Here is a 17,483-nt window from a genome sequence, read left to right as displayed (position 1 = left end):
CGAAAGAGACACGCATGTCCCGCAAGCCCGCGCACCGCCCACCGACCGCTTCCATCCCTGGCTCCTCCCGCATCGCGCAGGCCGGCCTGCCGCGGGCCCTGCAGCGCGGCGCGACCGCGCTGGCGCTGGGTTCGGCGCTGCTGCTGTCGGCCTGCCTCGGCGAATCCGCGCAGGACCTGGTGAATTCCGCGAAGACGCACCTGGAGAAGAAGGACCACAAGGCCGCGATCATCCAGCTCAAGAACGCGCTGCAGAAGGACGGGTCGCTGGCCGAGGCCCGCTACCTGCTGGCCAAGGCGCTGCTGGACAGCGGCGACGTCGCCGGCGCCGCGATCGAGGCGGAGAAGGCGCGCGCGCAGGGCTTCGGCGGCGACGCGCTGACCGCGCTCCAGGCCCGGCTGCTGCTGATGCAGGGCAAGGTCGACGAACTGATCGGCCAGTACGGCAGCCGCCACCTGCAGACCGCCGCCGACGAGGCCGACCTGCAGACCACGCTGGTCGGCGCCTACGTCGCCCGCCAGAAGCTGGCCGAGGCCCGCAAGGCCGCCGACGCCGCCGTGCGCGCGGCGCCCGACAGCGTGGCGGTGCGGCTGGTCAACGTGCGGCTGCTCACCAGCGAGGGCAAGCTGCCCGAGGCGCGCGAGGAGGTCGAGCGCGTGCTGGCCAAGTCGCCGCAGGCGGCCGAGGCCTGGCAGCTCAAGGGCGAGCTGCAGGTGCTGGCCGACGCGCCGGCGGCCGAATCGATCGCCAGCTTCCGCAAGGCGCTGGAGTTCGACAAGAAGCTGGTCGGCGCCCATGCCGGCCTGATCAACCAGCTGATGCGCACCGGCGACAAGGCCGCGGCCAAGGACGCCGTCGCCGCGATGAAGGCGGCCGCGCCGCAGCATGCGCAGACCTTCTACTACGCGGCCGTCTTCGCGATGGACGCGGGCCAGGTGAAGGAGGCGACCGCGCTGGCTCAGGCGCTGCTGAAGGTCGCGCCGAACAACGAGCGCGCGCTGTTCCTGGCCGGTCGCGTCGCGCAGGCCAACGGCGACCTGCGCCAGGCCGAGGCGAACTACGGCAAGCTGATCCAGGCCTCGCCCGAGGCGCAGTCGGCCCGCGTCGCGCTGGCCCAGCTGCAGCTGCGCGGCGGCGACGCCGAGCAGGCGATGACGACGCTGCAACCGGCGCTCGACGGCAAGGCGCCGTCGGCCGAGGTGCTGGCGCTGGCCGCCGAGATCCGCCTCAAGCAGGGGCAGGGCGCCGAGGCCGAGCGCTTCCTCGCCCGCGCCGCGGAGGTCAATCCGAACGACGTGCGCAGCCGTGTCGGCCTGGCGCTGGGCCAGATCCAGAAGGGCCAGGAGGCTGCCGGCGTGGCCGCGCTGCGCAAGCTCTCGGCCGAGGACAAGGGCACCTCCGCCGACATCGCGCTGATCAGCGTGCTGGCGCGCAAGAAGGACTACGAGGCCGCGACGCAGGCGATCGCCGCGCTGGAGAAGAAGGATCCCAAGTCCTCGACCGCGCCCGAGCTGCGCGGCCGCATGGCGCTGCTGCGCGGCGACCGCGCCGGCGCGCGCGCCGCCTTCGACGAGGCGGTCCGGCGCGAGCCCACCTCGATGACCGCGGCCAACAGCCTGTCCACCATGGACCTGCAGGACCGCAAGGCCGAGGACGCCGTCAAGCGCTACGAGGTGGTGCTCAAGGCCGATCCGAAGAACCTGCGCGCCGAGATGGCCACCATGGGGCTGAAGCTGGCGCACAAGCTGGTCGAGAAGGACGTGGCGATCAAGCGCCTGACCGAACTCGCCCGGCAGCATCCGGACGACCCGACGCCGCGCCAGGCGGCGGTGGGCCTGCTGATGGAGCAGAAGGACTTCAAGACCGCGCTGTCGCTGGCGCAGGAAGGCGTCACCGCCAGCCCGGACAACCCCGCGCTGATCGACCTGCTGGGCCAGGTGCAGGCCGCCACCGGCGACCGCCAGCAGGCCATCAGCAGCTTCAACAAGGTCGCGACGCTGCAGCCGCGCTCGCCGCTGGGACCGCTGCGCCTGGCCGACCTGCACCTGCTGGCCGGTGACAAGGAGGCCGCGGCCGCGGCGCTCAAGCGGGCCCAGGCGATCGGGCCCGGCGACGGCGAGCTGGCGCGCAAGGTGGTCGAGAAGGCCCTGCAGATGGGCCGCCCGGACCTGGCGCTCGTCGCGGTGAAGGGCCTGCAGCAGGCGCAGCCCAAGTTCGGCCTGGGCTGGAAGCTCGAAGGCGACGTGGCGCGCAGCCGGCGCGATTTCCCCGCCGCGGTGACCGCCTACCGCAAGGCCGACCAGCTGGCCGCCGAGGCCGGCGCCACCACCGCCAACACCGAGCTGGCGATCGTGCTGCACAGCACGCTGATCGAGTCCGGCCGCAAGGACGAGGCCGAGCGTTACGCCGCCGCCTACCTGGCCAAGTACAAGATCGACGAGCTGTTCCAGTACCACCTGGGCGACGTGGCGCTCAACAGCGGCCGCTATCCCGAGGCGGAGCAGCGCTACCAGGCGGTGCTGGCCGCCAATCCGATGAACGCGGCGGCGGCCAACAACATCGCCTGGCTGCGCCTGCGGGCCGGCAAGGCGGACGAGGGCTTGAAATTTGCCGAGCAAGCGAACAAGCTCCGCCCCAACGTGCCGCCTTACATGGACACGCTGGCGGAGGCCCTCGCCGCCAAGGGCCAGAACGCCAAGGCCGTCGAGGTGCAGAAGGAAGCCGTGAAGCAGGCACCGTCGGTGCCCGCGTACCGCCTGCGCCTGGCGCAGCTGTACGTGGCCGGCGGCAACAAGGGCGATGCCGAGGCGGAACTCAAGCGCCTGGCGGACCTGGGACCGAATTTCGAGCAACAAGCCGAGGTGCGAAAGCTGCAGGCCGCGATCCGCTGAGGCGGTCGACCACGAGGTCGGACGCCCGCGCGGGCCGAGAGGTGGCGGAGACACCGCACCCGGGGAGGGGACGGTCATGAGCCAGATTCGACGATCCAGTCTTCGCAAGCGGTTCCACCAGGGGCTGCGGCGGATCTTCTCCTCGCTGCCGAAGCCGATGCGCTTCGCAATCTACCGCCGCATGGTGGATTGCGACCCGTCGCCCTCGGAGCGCCTGGAGCTCAAGGTGGCGGACACGCAGGAGGAACTCGACGCCTGCTTCCGCATCCTGCACGACGCCTACGTCGGCAGCGGCTTCATGAAACCCGACCCGAGCGGTCTGCGCGTGACGGTCTATCACGCGCTGCCGACCACGACGACGCTGTGCGCCAAGTACGACGGCGTGGTGGTGGGCACCATCTCGATGGTGCGCGAGGGCGTGTTCGGCTTCCCGCTGCAGTCGGTCTTCGACCTGGAGGGCGTGCGGGCCAAGGGCGGCAAGATCGCCGAGATCTCGGCCCTGGCGGTGGCGCCGGCCTTCCGCAAGACCGGCGGCGCGATCCTGTTCCCGCTGATGAAATTCATGCACCAGTACTGCACCGAGTACTTCGATACCCGGCACCTGGTGATCGCAGTGAACCCCGACAAGATCGAGCTGTACGAGGCGCTGCTGTTCTTCCGGCGGCTCAAGGAGCAGACGGTGGCGGAATACGACTTCGCCAACGGCGCGCCGGCGGTCGGGGCGACGCTGGACCTGCACGAGGCCGATGCGCTGTTCGAGCGCCATTACCGCGGCCGCAAGCCGGTGAAGAACCTGCACCACTACTTCTTCCGCCACCGGCTGCCCAACATCCGCTTGCCCGAGCGCCGCTTCCACACCACCAACGACCCGGTCATGACGCCGGCGCTGCTGGACCATTTCTTCAACCGCGTGGTGCCGGTGTTTCCGCAGATGGACGACCGCAAGAAGGCGCTGCTGTGGTCGGTGTACCGCGAGGACGCGCAGTTCCGCGCGGTGCTGCCGATGCTCAGCGGCGGCGGGCAGGACCTGGGCCGCTCGCTGCGGCAGTACCCGCGCTACTCGATCCGCTGCCCCGGCCACCTGGACATCCGCGCGGCCAACGACAGCGAGATGGGCCATTTCGACCTCGACGTGATCGAGGTCTCGGCCCACGGCTTCCAGGCCGAGTGCGACCATGAACTCCCGCTGCAGGTGGACGGCACGGTCGAGATCGAGCTGGGCCACAGCGAGACGGCCCAGGTGACCTGCCGCGCCGTGCGCCGCAAGGACACGGACCAGGGCAGCTTCTACGGCTTCCGCATCGACGAACCCGACCGCCACTGGCGCAGCTTCGTCTCCACGCTGGAGATGGGCATCACCTCGAAGGACCTTGCCGCATGACCCGCAGTACCGACCGGATCCCCTCGACGACGCTCCCGGACGCGGCCGATGCCGCGCGGGCTCCCGGACGCGCCCGCGTCGTGGCGCGCCGCGAGCTGCTGGCCTGGGGCGCGGGCGGCGCGCTCGGCGCCTGGGGCCTGGCCGGCACGGGCGTGGCCCGGGCGCAGGAGATGTCCAACACCCTGCCGGACCTGATCGACCGCAGTCGCCAGGCGGTGGTGGCGGTGGGCACCTTCGCGGCGACGGACAACCCGCGCTTCGGCTTCCGCGGCACCGGCTTCGCGGTGGGCGACGGGCGCCGCATCGTCACCTGCGCGCATGTGGTCCCGAACCCGGTCGAGAAGGACCTGATGATCACCGTGCCGGCGGCCGGCAATGCGTCGGGGCAGCCGCAGCTGCGGGCGGTGAAGCTGCTGCGCCGCGACGCGGCGCGCGACCTGGCGATCCTGGAGCTGGCCGACGACAAGGGCGCGCTGGTGGACGTGCTGTCGCTGGCGGAGGTCGATGGCGACCGGCCGGTGGTCCGGGAGGGCGCGGCGGTGGCGCTGATGGGGTATCCGATCGGCACCGCGCTGGGCGTGACGATGGCGACGCACCGCGGCAGCATCGCCGCGATCACCCGGGCCGCGCTGCCGGCGCCCAGTTCCAATGCGCTGTCCGAGCGCGCGGTGCGCCAGCTGAGGGAAGGCGCGCTGGAGTTCCTGCAGCTGGATGCCACCGCCTATCCGGGCAACAGCGGCGGGCCGCTGCTGGACATCCGCACCGGCAAGGTGGTGGGTATCGTCAACATGGTGGCCCTCAAGGGCACCCGCGAATCGGCGCTCAGCGCGCCCAGCGGCATCAGCTACGCGGTGCCGGTGAAGTACGTCTGGCCGTTGCTGGACAAGTGAGGCCTCAGCCGGCGTGGCCGGCCGGCGCCGCCATGCCCGGTTGCGGCGCGGGCTCTCGCAGCAGCAGGGCCAGCAGCCCGCCCGTGGCCGCGAAGACCGCGCCGACCGCGAAGGCGACGCGGTAACCGCCCGCCAGCGCCGTCGGCAGCGCGGCGCCCAGCGCGCCGAGTTCGGCCGTCTTCCACGCCGCCAGGCTGGCCAGTACCGCCAGCCCCAGCGAACCGCCCATCATGAAGGACGTGTTCACCATGCCCGAGGCCAGGCCCGATTCGCTCGGCGCGACCTCGCTCATCGCCGCCAGCAGCACCGGGTTGAACGCCACCCCGGCGCCCAGGCCCAGCAGCAGCATGCCGGGCAGCACGTCCAGCCAGAAGCCGCCGTCCGCCGGCGCCCGCGCGAACAGCGCCAGCCCCAGCGCCGCCAGCAGCAGCCCGCCGCACAGCGGCTTGCGCAGGCCCAGCTTCATCACCAGCTTCGCCGACAGGCCGACCGAGAAGGCCGCCATGATCAGGTTGGCCGGCAGGAAACCCAGGCCCACGTGCATCGCGTCGTAGCCCAGCACCAGCTGCATGTACAGCGCCGACAGGAAGAACCACGCGAACATCGCCGCCGCCCAGAGCACGCCGATCACGTTGGACACCGCCACCGAGCGCAGCCGGAACAGCGACAGCGGCATCAGCGGATGCGCCACCCTCGTCTCCAGCACCAGGAAGGCCGCCATCAGCACCGCCGCTACGCCCAGCAGGCCCAGCGTGCGGGGCGAGGTCCAGCCGGCCTCGTTGCCGTTGACGACGGCGTAGACCGCCAGCATCAGCGACAGCGTCACGGTCACGGCGCCGGCCCAGTCCAGGGTCTCGTCGGGCGCCGTCGGGCCGGCGCGCTCGATCAGCCACAGGCACAGGCCGATCACGACCGCGCCGATCGGCAGGTTCACCAGGAAGATCCAATGCCAGCTCAGCGTGCTGGTCAGCAGGCCGCCCAGCAGCACGCCGATGCTGCCGCCGCCGGCGCAGACGAAGCCGTAGACACCCATGGCCTTGGCCCGCTCCGCGGGCTCGGTGAACATGTTCATGATCAGCGACAGCGAGATCGCCGACACCACCGCCCCGCCCAGCCCCTGGACCGCGCGCGCCGCGATCAGCAGCCCCTGGGTGTGCGCCAAGCCACAGGCGGCCGACGCGGCGGTGAACAGCGCCAGCCCCGCCAGGAACATGCGCCGGTGGCCGTACAGGTCGCCCAGCCGGCCCCCGAGCAGCATGAAGCCGCCGAAGGTCAGCATGTAGGCGTTGACCACCCAGACCAGCGAGGTCTCGGTGAAGTGCAGGTCGGCGCGGATCGAGGGCAGGGCGACATTCACGATGGTCGTGTCCAGCACGATCATCAGCACGCCCAGGCAGAGCACGCCCAGCGCCAGCCAGCGGCGCCGCTTCGGATCAAGGTGAGCAGTCATGGCGGATTCGCATCCATTCAGAGGGGGTGGCAGGACCCGTGACGGCTTCGTGAAGACAGACGGGGTTTCGCTTCACGACGATCGGGGCTGACGGATTTCTACATCCTCGCTGTCGGTCGATCGCCGACGCGCGCTGACGGCATTGCGGGACCCGGCGATGCGTCATCGGCGTCTGCCTCGGCGGCATCGACGGGCGGACCATGCGTCAGATCCAAAGGAGACCGCCATGAGCATCACCAAGCACGCCAAGGCCGCGAGGACCGAACCTACCAGCTTGTTCAAGACCGCGCTGTTGCTGTGCAGCCTCGCCATGACCATCGGCCTGCTGTTCAGCGCGGTGCAGGACGCCCGCGGCGCGGGCCTGGAGGACGACGGCGACGCCGGCTCGGCCCCGGCGTCGTTCACGGTCGGCGACGACGGCTGACGCGTCGCCGCCGGCGGGTCAGCACTCGACGATGTTGACCGCCAGGCCGCCGCGCGCGGTTTCCTTGTACTTGGTCATCATGTCGGCGCCGGTCTCCCGCATGGTCTTGATGACCTTGTCCAGGCTGACGTGGTGGGTGCCGTCGCCGCGCAGCGCCATGCGCGCCGCGTTGATGGCCTTGACCGAGGCGATCGCGTTGCGCTCGATGCAGGGGATCTGCACCAAGCCGCCGACCGGGTCGCAGGTCAGGCCCAGGTGGTGCTCCATGCCGATCTCGGCCGCGTTCTCGGCCTGGGCCGGCGTGCCGCCCATCACCGCGCACAGCGCGCCGGCGGCCATCGAGCAGGCCACGCCCACCTCGCCCTGGCAGCCGACCTCGGCGCCCGAGATCGAGGCGTTCTCCTTGTAGAGGATGCCGATCGCCGCGGCCGTCAGCAGGAAGTCGACGATGCCGTCTTCATTGGCGCCATGCACGAAGCGGGCGTAGTAGTGCAGCACCGCCGGCACGATGCCGGCCGCGCCGTTGGTCGGCGCCGTCACGACGCGGCCGCCGGCGGCGTTCTCCTCGTTGACCGCCAGCGCGTACAGGTTGACCCAGTCCATCACCTGCAGCGGATCGCGCAGCGCGGCCTCGGGATGCGCGACCAGATCGCGGTACAGCGCCGCCGAGCGCCGCTTCACCTTGAAGCCGCCGGGCAGGATGCCCTCGGTGCGGCAGCCGCGCTGCACGCATTCCTGCATCACGCGCCAGATCTTCAGCAGGCCCGCGCGCGTCTCCTCGTCGGGACGCCAGTGGCGCTCGTTGCGGCGCATGATCTCGGCGATCGAGCAGCCTTCCTGTTCGGTCAGCGCGAGCAGCTCGGCGCCGGTCTTGAACGGGTAGGGCAGCACCGTGGTGTCGGGCGCGATCTGCTTCTGCTTGGCGCCGTCGGCCAGGACTTCCTCGGTGACGACGAAGCCGCCGCCGACGGAGTAGTAGACGCGGTTCTGCAGCTCGTTGCCTTCGGCGTCGAAGGCGATGCAGCGCATGCCGTTGGCGTGCAGCGGCAGGCTCTGGCGCCGGTACATGACGAGGTCGCGGGCCTCGTCGAAGGCGACGACATGGTCGCCGCCCAGCGCGATGCGCTTGTCGTTGCGGATCGCGTCGAGGATGCCGGGGATGCTTTCGATGTCGACCGTGTCCGGCTCATGGCCGGCCAGGCCCAGCAGCACGGCCTTGTCCGAGCCGTGGCCCTTGCCGGTCGCGCCCAGCGAGCCGTACAGCCCGGTGGCCACGCGCACCGTGCGGTCGAGCACGCCCTCATGCCGCAGGCGCTGCACGAACATGCGCGCGGCGCGCATCGGCCCCACGGTGTGCGAGCTCGACGGCCCGATGCCGATCTTGAACAGGTCGAAAACGGAAACTGCCATGGCGGACCTCGTGGGTATTCCCTTGCGGGTATGCGCCGTCCGATCCTGCGCGCTCGTGACGCGCCGACCGTGCGGCCTTGAAAGAAGCTAGGCCAAAAAGAAGGCCGCGTCAGCGGCCTCCTTGATTCACCCTGATCACTCGTCAGCGTAGGCCGAGAGCGGAGGGCACGAGCAGACGAGATTGCGGTCGCCGTAGACGTTGTCGACACGGCCCACCGGCGACCAGTACTTGACGTGACGCAGCGCCGGGACCGGATAGGCCGCGTCGTCGCGGCTGTAGCCATGCGTCCACTCGGTCTTGAGCAGGCTCTCGGCGGTGTGCGGCGCGTTGAGCAGCGGGTTGTCCGTCTTGGACCAGGCGCCGGACTCGACCTTCGCGATCTCCTCGCGGATCTGGATCATCGCGGCGATGAAACGGTCCAGCTCGAACTTCGACTCGCTCTCGGTCGGCTCGACCATCAGCGTGCCGGCGACCGGGAAGGACAGCGTCGGCGCATGAAAACCGTAGTCGATCAGGCGCTTGGCGACGTCCTCGGCGGAGATGCCGGAGCTGTCCTTGAGCGGGCGCAGGTCCAGGATGCACTCGTGGGCCACGCCGCCGCCCTTGACGCCGTCGATGTTGCCGCTGAAGTGGATGTCGTAGTGGTCCGACAGGCGCGCGGCCACGTAGTTGGCCGACAGGATCGCGGTCTCGGTCGCGGCCTTCAGGCCGACTTCGCCCATCATGCGGATGTACATCCACGAGATCGGCAGCACCGCCGCGTTGCCCAGCGGCGCGGCGGAGACGGCGCCGATGGCGGTCTTCTCGCCCAGGCCGGCCGAGCGGTGCGCCGGCAGGAAGGGCACGAGGTCCTCGACCACGCAGACCGGGCCGACGCCCGGGCCGCCGCCACCGTGAGGGATGCAGAAGGTCTTGTGCAGGTTCAGGTGGGACACGTCGCCGCCGAACTGGCCCGGCGCCGCGATGCCGACCAGCGCGTTCATGTTGGCGCCGTCCACGTAGACGCGGCCGCCGTGTTCGTGCACCAGCGCGCAGATCTCCTTGACGTGGGTGTCGAAGACACCGTAGGTCGAGGGGTAGGTGATCATGATCGCGGCCAGGTTGGCGCTGTGCTGCTCGCACTTGGCCTTCAGGTCGGCCAGGTCGATGTTGCCTTCCTTGTCGCACTTGGTGACCACGACCTGCATGCCCACCATCTGCGCCGAGGCCGGGTTGGTGCCGTGCGCCGACTCGGGAATCAGGCAGATCTTGCGATGCGCGTCGCCACGCGACTCATGCCAGGCCTTGATGATCAGCAGGCCGGCGTACTCGCCCTGCGAGCCGGCGTTGGGCTGCAGCGAGACGCCCGCGTAGCCGGTGGCCTGGCACAGCCAGGACGTGAGCTGCTGGTCCAGCTGGGCGTAGCCCTGCAGCTGGCTCTGCGGCGCGAAGGGGTGCACCTGCGCGAACTCGGGCCAGGTGATGGGGATCATCTCGCTGGTCGCGTTGAGCTTCATCGTGCACGAGCCCAGCGGGATCATGCTGCGGTCCAGCGCCAGGTCCTTGTCGGACAGCAGGCGGATGTAGCGCAGCATCTCCGTCTCGGAGTGGTGGATGTTGAAGATCGGATGCGTCAGGTAGGCGCTGGTGCGCGCGAGCGCGGCCGGCACCAGCGTGGTCGGCGCCCCGGCCGCGGCGAAGGCGTCCGGCACCGGCTTGCCCTCGGCGAAGACGGTCAGCAGCGCCTGCACGTCGGCGCGGGTGGTGGTCTCGTCCAGCGTCAGGCTGATGCTGTCCTCGCTCGCGCGGCGCAGGTTCATGCCGGCGGCGACGGCGGCGGCCAGCACCGGGCCGGTGTGCGCGCCGGTCTTCACGTGCAGCGTGTCGAAGGCGGTCTCGTGGGCCAGCGTCAGGTCCAGCGACTTCAGGCCCTGCGCCAGCACGGCGGTGTAGGCGGCCACGCGCTGCGCGATGCGCTTGAGGCCCTGCGGCCCGTGATAGACGGCGTACATGCTGGCCACGACGGCCGGCAGCACCTGCGCCGTGCAGATGTTGGAGGTGGCCTTCTCGCGGCGGATGTGCTGCTCGCGCGTCTGCAGCGACAGGCGGTAGGCGGGCTTGCCGTGCGCGTCGACCGACACGCCGACCAGGCGACCCGGCAGCGAGCGCTTGAACTCGTCGCGGCAGGCCATGTAGGCGGCGTGCGGGCCGCCGGCGCCCATCGGCATACCGAAGCGCTGGGTGGTGCCGACGGCGATGTCGGCGCCTTGCTCGCCGGGCGCGGCGATCAGCGTCAGCGCCAGCAGGTCGGCCGCGGCCACCAGCAGGCCGCCGTGCGCGTGGACCGCATCGGCGATCGCCTGCAGCGGGCGCACCACGCCGGTCACGCCGGGGTACTGGACCAGCGCGCCGAAGCATTCGGCCTTGCCGGCGTCCTCGGCGGGGCCGACCTGGACGGTGATGCCCAGCGGCTCGGCGCGGGTGCGCACGACTTCCAGCGTCTGCGGCAGCACGTCATCGGCGACGAAGAAGGTCTGGCTCTTGCTCTTGCCCATGCGCGCGGCCAGCGTCATCGCCTCGGCGGCGGCGGTGGCTTCGTCCAGCATCGAGGCGTTGGCGATGGCCAGGCCGGTCAGGTCGCAGACCATGGTCTGGAAGTTGACCAGCGCCTCCATGCGGCCTTGCGAGATCTCGGCCTGGTAGGGCGTGTAGGCGGTGTACCAGGCGGGGTTCTCGAGGATGTTGCGCAGGATGACGCCCGGGGTCAGGGTGCCGTGGTAACCCTGGCCGATGAAGGACTTGAGGATCTGGTTCTTGCCCGCGATGGCCTTGAGCTCGGCCAGCGCCTGCGCTTCGGTCACGGCGTCCGGCAGGTCCATCTTCGCGGCGCGCTTGATGGCGGCCGGCACGATCGCGTCGATCAGCGCGGCGCGCGAGGCGCTGCCGATGGCCGACAGCATCAGCGCTTCGTCGTGCGCGTCGGGACCGATGTGGCGGGCGTGGAACTCGACGGCGTTCTCGAGTTCGGCGAAGGAGGGCAGGGCGGACATGGCGGGGCGATCCTGGAGGGAGAACTCCCTCTCCCGCTGGCGGGAGAGGGCAGGGGTGAGGGCGAGGGCTTAGGAGTTCTTCACCAGCTCGTCGTAGGCCGTGGTGTCCATCAGCCCGTCGAGTTCCGCCGGGTTGGACAGCTTGACCTTGAAGAACCAGCCCGACTTCAGCGGGTCGGTGTTGGCCAGCGACGGGTCGGCGCGCAGCGCCTCGTTGACCTCGACGATCTCGCCCGAGACCGGGGCGTAGACGTCGGCGGCGGCCTTGACCGACTCGACCACGCCGGCCACTTCCTTGGCGGCGAAGGACTTGCCGACGTCCGGCAGGTCCACGAACACGACGTCGCCCAGCGCGTCCTGCGCGTGGACCGTGATGCCCACGGTGGCGATGCCGTCGGTGGTGTCGACCCACTCGTGGTCGGGCGTGTACTTGATGCTCATGGAGAGGCTCCGTGCAATCGGATGGTTGGAACGGGAATCCCGAGGACGACTCGCGTCGGCTCGAGGGAACGGGGGACGAGGTGACCCAGGATCGCGGATCAGCCGCGGAAGTATCCGTTGGGCGTGAACGGCGTGGAAGAGACCGTCATCGGGGTGCGCTTGCCGCGGACTTCGGCGAAGAGCTCGGTGCCCAGCGCGGCGCACGGCGTCTGCACATAGGCCAGCGCCACCGGCTTGCCGACCGTCGGGCCCAGCGTGCCGCTGGTGACGACGCCGATCTCCTGGCCGTCGGCATTGACGAGCTTGGCGCCTTCGCGCACCGGCATGCGTTCGGAGCTCACCAGGCCCACGCGCTTGCGCGCGGCGCCTTCGGCGAACTGGCGGTCGATCACGGCCGCGCCCGGATACCCGCCGGCGCGGGCGCCGCCGGCGCGGCGCACCTTCTGGATCGCCCAGGTCAGGGAGGCCTCGACCGGCGTGGTCGTCGTGTCGATGTCGTGCCCGTACAGGCACAGGCCGGCTTCCAGGCGCAGCGAGTCGCGCGCGCCCAGGCCGATGGGCATCACCTCGGGCTGGGCCAGCAGCTTGCGGGCCAGCTCGACGCTGCGGTCGGCGGCGACGGAGATCTCGTAGCCGTCCTCGCCGGTGTAGCCCGAGCGGGTCACGAAGGTGGGGATGCCGTCCAGGTCGAAGAAGCCGCCGGTCATGAAGACCAGCTCGGCGACGCCCGGGTTCAGGCGCGACAGCGCGGTCACCGCCTGCGGGCCCTGCAGCGCGAGCAGCGCCTGGTCGGGCAGCGGACGCACCTCGCAGCGGCCCGACAGGTGCTTCTGCATATGAGCGATGTCCTGGTCGCGGCAGCCGGCGTTGACGACCACGAACAGGCCGTCGGTGCGGCGCGCCACCATCAGGTCGTCGAGGATGCCGCCGTCGTCGGCGGTGAAGAGCGCGTAGCGCTGCTTGAACATCCCGAGGTCGACGATGTCGACCGGCACCAGGGTCTCGAGCGCGGCAGCGGCGTCGTCGCCCACCAGCAGCACCTGGCCCATGTGGGAGACGTCGAACAGGCCGGCCTTGGCGCGGGTGTGCTTGTGCTCAGCCATCACGCCGGCGGGGTACTGGACCGGCATGTCGTAGCCGGCGAAGGGCACCATCTTGGCGCCCAGTTCCAGGTGCAGCGCGTGCAGGGGGGTCTTGTGCAGGGGCGTGTTCAGGTTCTGATCGGCGGACATGTCTCGCTCCGAGGGCATTCGTCATGACCACCCGACTGTGAACCGATCACGTCCGGGTGGGGGAGATGCCCTCGCTGTCCGCTTTACCTGAGAGATTGGCCGCCGGTGGTTGACCGGTGGCTTGCCCCTTCGGTGGACGGGCTCGACCGGTGGTCCGCCCCGCCTCTCTCCAGTGAGGACGCCCGATGTCTCGGGCGTTTCGTCAGTCCTTTTGCCTGAGCGTTCGCAGCGTGGGATCGCCAGTGCCACTGCGCCTTCGGCGGCCCCCGCGAGGGGGCTCTCTCCTGACAGGCGCGCATTGTAGTCATGGAAATGACCCGGTCCAGCCGGACGTGCACAATCGCGCCCATGCGACTCCTGCTGGTGGAAGACGACCTCATGATCGGCGAGCAGCTGCTCGGGCTGCTGCGCGCCGAAGGTTATGCCGTGGACTGGGTGCGCGACGGCGAGATCGCCGACACCGCGCTGCAATCCCAGACCTACGACCTGGTGCTGCTCGACCTGGGCCTGCCCAAGCGCGACGGCATGAGCGTGCTGCAGGCCCTGCGCGGGCGCAAGCAGACGGTGCCGGTGCTCATCGCCACCGCGCGCGACGCCACCGCGCAGCGGGTGGCCGGGCTCGATGCCGGGGCGGACGACTACGTGCTCAAGCCCTTCGAGCTCGACGAGCTGCTGGCCCGCATCCGCGCGCTGCTGCGCCGCGCCGCCGGCCGCGCCGAGCCGGTCTACGAGCACATGGGCGTGAGCATCAACCCCGCCACGCGCGAGGTCACCGCCAACGGCCATCCGGTGACGCTGTCGCAGCGCGAATGGGCGGTGCTGGAGCCGCTGCTGGCGCGCCCCGGCATGGTCCTGTCGCGCCAGCAGCTCGAGGAGAAGCTGTACGGCTGGAAGGACGAGATCAGCAGCAACGCCGTCGAGGTCTACATCCACGGCCTGCGCAAGAAGCTGGGCGCCGAGCTGATCCAGAACGTCCGCGGCGTCGGCTACCGCGTGCCCAAGGAATGAACGCGGGCCTGGAGCCCGACGCGCCGCGGCGCGGCCGGTTCGCGTTGCTGCCGCGCTCGCTGCGCTACCGGCTGCTGCTGTTCCTGCTGGGCGCGATGCTGACCAGCGCGCTGATCCAGGGCATGAGCGCCTACCGCAACGCGCTGATGGAGACCGACGAGATCTTCGACTACCAGATGCAGCAGGTGGCGCTGTCGCTGCGCGCGGGCATGGGCACCGGCCTGCCGCTGCCGCTGGGGGAGGAGCAGAGCATCGACCTGATCGTGCAGGTCTGGGGCCTGGACGGCACGCCGCTGTACCGCTCGGCCGGCCCGGACTGGCTGCCGCAGCGCGCGGTGCTGGGCTTCTCGAATGTCGCGCTGCGCGGCAAGCGCTATCGGGTCTTCGCGGTGCAGGGGCGTTTCCAGGTCGTGCAGGTCGCGCAGGACATCGCGGTGCGCCAGCGCATGGCGGGGCAGCTCGCGTGGCGCACGGTGCTGCCGACGGCGCTGATGCTGCCGATGCTGGCGCTGGTCGTGTGGTGGGTGGTCTCGCATTCGCTGGCGCCGCTGGAGCGGGTGCGCCAGCAGCTGTCGCGCCGCGCGGCGCAGGACCTGGCGCCGGTCGACGACGAGGACCTCCCCGCCGAGATCCAGCCGCTGGTCACCGAACTCAACGGCCTGCTGGACCGCGTGCGGCAGGCCTTCGAGCAGCAGCAGCACTTCGTGGCCGACGCGGCGCATGAGCTGCGCTCGCCGCTGGCGGCGCTGAAGCTGCAGCTGCAGTCGCTGCGGCGCGCGCCGGACGACGCCGCCCGCGCGCAGGCGCTGGAGAAGCTCGGGCAGGGCATCGACCGTGCGTCCCATCTGATCGAGCAGCTGCTCGCGCTGGCGCGGCAGGACAGTGCCAGGGCGCAGGCGCCGTCGCAGCCGATTGCGCTGGATGCGCTGTGCCGCGACGGCGTGATCGACGCGGCGACGCTCGCGCAGGCCCGTGGCATCGACCTGGGCATGGAGCGCTGCGATGCGGTGCTGGTGGACGGCCACCGCGAGGCACTGACCATGCTGCTGCGCAACCTGCTGGACAACGGCATCAAGTACGGGCGCAGCCGCGTCGACCTGAGCCTGGAGCGCAGCGGCGGACAGGCGCTGCTGGTGGTCGAGGACGACGGGCCCGGCATCCCCGACGCCGAGCGCGGCCGGGTCTTCGACCGCTTCTACCGTTCCGAGGCGCAGGCCCAGCAGGCCCCGGGCAGCGGCCTGGGCCTGGCGCTGGTGCGCAGCATCGCCGACGACCACGGCGCCAGCCTGCGCCTGGGGCACAGCACCGCGCTGGGCGGCCTGCGCGTGGAGCTGGCGATGCCGCTCTCGCGCGCCACGCCGGCCGTGGCGCCGTCCTTGCCGCCGACCTTGCCGCCCGCAGTGCCGCCGGCGCTGCCCCACGCCTGAAAGGGCACGCGCCATCGCCGCTTCACGGCGGGGCCACGGCGATTAAGAGCGACCTAAGCGAAGCTCCTCACACTTCGAACCATCGAATCGGCGCAAGGCCTCCGGGCCGACCGCCGGCAGCGAATCTGGAGGTTCAGATGGCTCAACAAGTGGAGAAGATGATTCCGGTGAAGAAGCTCGTGTGGGCGCTGGCCGCGGCTGGCGTGTTGGGTGCCGCGGGCGGTGCGCTGGCGATGCGCAACGCCAAGGTGACCCCGGTCTCGGACTCGGCGGCGACCACGCCGGCGCAAGCCGGTGAGGCGCAGGTCGCCGCGGTGACGACGCCGCTGGCCAACGCGGCCGCGCCGGCCGCGAACTTCACGCCGCCGCCGGCGGGCATGCCCGACTTCGCGCAGATCGCCGCGGCGCAAGGGCCGGCGGTGGTCAACATCAGCGTGTCCGGCACGGTGAAGACGCGTGCCGCGCGCGTGCCGCAGATCGATCCGGACGATCCGTTCTACGAGTTCTTCCGTCGCTTCGGCGTGCCCGGCATGCCCGGTGGCCCGAATGGCGGCGGCGAGGGCGGCAGCCGCGAGATCCGCGGCCAGGGCTCGGGCTTCATCGTCAGCGCCGACGGCGTGATCCTGACCAACGCCCACGTCGTGCAGGACGCGCAGGAAGTGGTGGTCAAGCTCACCGACCGCCGCGAGTTCCGCGCCAAGGTGCTGGGCAGCGACAAGTCGACCGACGTCGCGGTGCTCAAGATCGAGGCCAAGAACCTGCCGACGGTGCACCTGGGCGCGACCCGCGACCTGCGCGTCGGCGAATGGGTGCTGGCGATCGGCTCGCCCTTCGGTTTCGAGAACAGCGTCAGCGCCGGCGTGATCAGCGCCAAGGGGCGCTCGCTGGGCCCGGACGAGAGCCGCGTGCCCTTCCTGCAGACCGACGTCGCGATCAACCCCGGCAATTCCGGCGGCCCGCTGTTCAATGCGCGCGGCGAGGTGGTCGGCATCAACTCGCAGATCTACAGCGCGTCGGGTGGCTACCAGGGCCTGTCCTTCGCCATTCCGGTCGAGGTGGCCAACAAGGTCCGCCAGCAGATCGAGAAGGGCGGCAAGGTGCAGCACGCCAAGCTGGGCGTGATGGTGCAGGAGGTCAACCAGGGCTTCGCCGATTCCTTCAAGCTGGACCGTCCCGAGGGCGCGCTGGTCGCCAACGTCGAGGAGAACGGCCCCGCCGCCAAGGCCGGCCTGCGCTCGGGCGACGTGATCCTGGGCTTCAAGGGCCAGCGCATCGTCTCCAGCGGTGACCTGCCGGCGCTCGTGGACCAGTCGCTGCCCGGCGACAAGGTCGACATCGAAGTCTGGCGCAACGGCAAGCGCGAGACCATCACCGCCACGCTCGGCGACGCGAACGAGAAGGGCGCGAAGCTGGCCAAGGCCGGCGGCGACGCCGATGGCGACCACGCCAAGCTCGGCCTGGCGCTGCGTCCGCTGCAGCCCGAGGAGCGCCGCCAGCTCGGCACCCGCGACGGCCTGCTGATCCAGGAAGTGGGCGAGGGCAGCGCCGCGGCGCGTGCCGGCGTCCGTCCGGGCGACGTGCTGCTGGCCGTCAACGGCACGCCGGTGCAGTCGGTCGAGCAGGTCCGCGGCGCGGTCAAGGGCGCGGAGAAGTCGGTCGCGCTGCTGGTGCAGCGCGGCGCCGACAAGATCTTCGTGCCGGTGCGCATCGGCTGATGACCTGAACCGTTCTCCCAACCAACCGCTGCCTGTGGCGGTTGCTCCGTGGGGCCCGCGCGTGGTGGCGCGGGCCCCTTTTTTTCGGCGGCCTCGCGCTGGCATCATGCGCGGCATGTCCTCGTCCCGATCGACCCCATCCGCACCACGCCCCCCCGAAGCCTCGCCCGGTGAGCCGGCCCTG

The 17,483-nt window shown here is 70.9% G+C and carries 13 protein-coding genes and 2 riboswitches (1 of these 15 only partly in view); of the genes, 8 read left to right on the top strand and 5 right to left on the bottom strand.

Annotation, left to right across the window (positions count from 1 at the left end; genetic code table 11):
* Positions 1-14 precede the first annotated feature (14 nt).
* The 3 genes from prsT to ACTJKJ_RS18830 all read left to right on the top strand — a co-directional run bounded on the left by prsT (position 15) and on the right by ACTJKJ_RS18830 (position 5,162).
* Entirely contained in the window at positions 15-2,891 is a 2,877-nt protein-coding gene (gene prsT / locus ACTJKJ_RS18840; RefSeq protein ID WP_440821358.1) for an XrtA/PEP-CTERM system TPR-repeat protein PrsT, read from the top strand.
* Positions 2,892-2,967: 76 nt separating this feature from the next.
* Positions 2,968-4,272, top strand: a complete 1,305-nt coding sequence (locus ACTJKJ_RS18835) for a GNAT family N-acetyltransferase (RefSeq protein WP_440821357.1) — start codon at positions 2,968-2,970, stop codon at positions 4,270-4,272.
* Complete coding sequence (locus tag ACTJKJ_RS18830; RefSeq protein ID WP_440821356.1) at positions 4,269-5,162, top strand: S1 family peptidase; 894 nt, start codon at positions 4,269-4,271, stop codon at positions 5,160-5,162. Before ACTJKJ_RS18835 ends, ACTJKJ_RS18830 begins: the two co-directional genes overlap by 4 nt.
* 4 nt (positions 5,163-5,166) lie before the next feature.
* Here the strand turns inward: ACTJKJ_RS18830 and ACTJKJ_RS18825 are convergent, their stop codons facing one another.
* Positions 5,167-6,612, bottom strand: coding sequence for a DHA2 family efflux MFS transporter permease subunit (locus ACTJKJ_RS18825; RefSeq protein ID WP_440821355.1), 1,446 nt, complete (start codon positions 6,610-6,612; stop codon positions 5,167-5,169).
* A 226-nt stretch (positions 6,613-6,838) separates the two neighbouring features.
* Between ACTJKJ_RS18825 and ACTJKJ_RS18820 the strand changes: the two genes are divergently transcribed.
* Positions 6,839-7,036, top strand: coding sequence for a hypothetical protein (locus ACTJKJ_RS18820; RefSeq protein ID WP_183478892.1), 198 nt, complete (start codon positions 6,839-6,841; stop codon positions 7,034-7,036).
* Between the two features lie 18 nt (positions 7,037-7,054).
* Here the strand turns inward: ACTJKJ_RS18820 and ACTJKJ_RS18815 are convergent, their stop codons facing one another.
* The 4 genes from ACTJKJ_RS18815 to gcvT form a co-directional block, all read right to left on the bottom strand.
* A complete protein-coding gene (locus ACTJKJ_RS18815; protein WP_440821354.1) occupies positions 7,055-8,446 on the bottom strand; it encodes an L-serine ammonia-lyase in 1,392 nt (463 codons plus the stop codon).
* A 135-nt stretch (positions 8,447-8,581) separates the two neighbouring features.
* On the bottom strand, positions 8,582-11,476 hold the full coding sequence (gene gcvP / locus ACTJKJ_RS18810) for an aminomethyl-transferring glycine dehydrogenase (protein ID WP_440821353.1): 2,895 nt from the start codon (positions 11,474-11,476) through the stop codon (positions 8,582-8,584).
* 69 nt (positions 11,477-11,545) lie between these two features.
* Positions 11,546-11,917: a glycine cleavage system protein GcvH gene (gcvH, locus tag ACTJKJ_RS18805; RefSeq protein WP_091724037.1), complete on the bottom strand. Its 372-nt coding sequence runs from the start codon at positions 11,915-11,917 to the stop codon at positions 11,546-11,548.
* Between the two features lie 98 nt (positions 11,918-12,015).
* A complete protein-coding gene (gene gcvT / locus ACTJKJ_RS18800; RefSeq protein WP_440821352.1) occupies positions 12,016-13,149 on the bottom strand; it encodes a glycine cleavage system aminomethyltransferase GcvT in 1,134 nt (377 codons plus the stop codon).
* Between the two features lie 64 nt (positions 13,150-13,213).
* Positions 13,214-13,332, bottom strand: a riboswitch (glycine riboswitch).
* Positions 13,333-13,342: 10 nt separating this feature from the next.
* A riboswitch (glycine riboswitch) is annotated at positions 13,343-13,446 on the bottom strand.
* 51 nt (positions 13,447-13,497) lie between these two features.
* Between gcvT and ACTJKJ_RS18795 the strand changes: the two genes are divergently transcribed.
* From ACTJKJ_RS18795 to xerD, 4 genes are all read left to right on the top strand, one after another.
* Positions 13,498-14,157, top strand: a complete 660-nt coding sequence (locus ACTJKJ_RS18795) for a response regulator (RefSeq protein ID WP_091724043.1) — start codon at positions 13,498-13,500, stop codon at positions 14,155-14,157.
* Positions 14,154-15,584, top strand: coding sequence for an ATP-binding protein (locus ACTJKJ_RS18790; protein ID WP_440821351.1), 1,431 nt, complete (start codon positions 14,154-14,156; stop codon positions 15,582-15,584). Before ACTJKJ_RS18795 ends, ACTJKJ_RS18790 begins: the two co-directional genes overlap by 4 nt.
* A gap of 137 nt (positions 15,585-15,721) precedes the next feature.
* Positions 15,722-17,299 (top strand): DegQ family serine endoprotease, encoded by a 1,578-nt coding sequence (locus tag ACTJKJ_RS18785; protein ID WP_440821350.1) that lies wholly within the window; start codon positions 15,722-15,724, stop codon positions 17,297-17,299.
* A 170-nt stretch (positions 17,300-17,469) separates the two neighbouring features.
* Positions 17,470-17,483, top strand: the start of a protein-coding gene (gene xerD / locus ACTJKJ_RS18780; protein ID WP_440821349.1) for a site-specific tyrosine recombinase XerD. 901 nt of this gene lie beyond the right edge of the window; 14 of the gene's 915 nt are visible here — the first part of the coding sequence; the start codon lies at positions 17,470-17,472; its stop codon lies off the right edge, out of view.

It is taken from the genome of Roseateles sp. 22389 (genome assembly GCF_052044995.1).
Classification (GTDB): Bacteria; Pseudomonadota; Gammaproteobacteria; order Burkholderiales; family Burkholderiaceae_C; genus Roseateles.
Note: the sequence above shows the minus strand (reverse complement) of the source record. Positions and strands in the feature narration are given on the sequence as shown.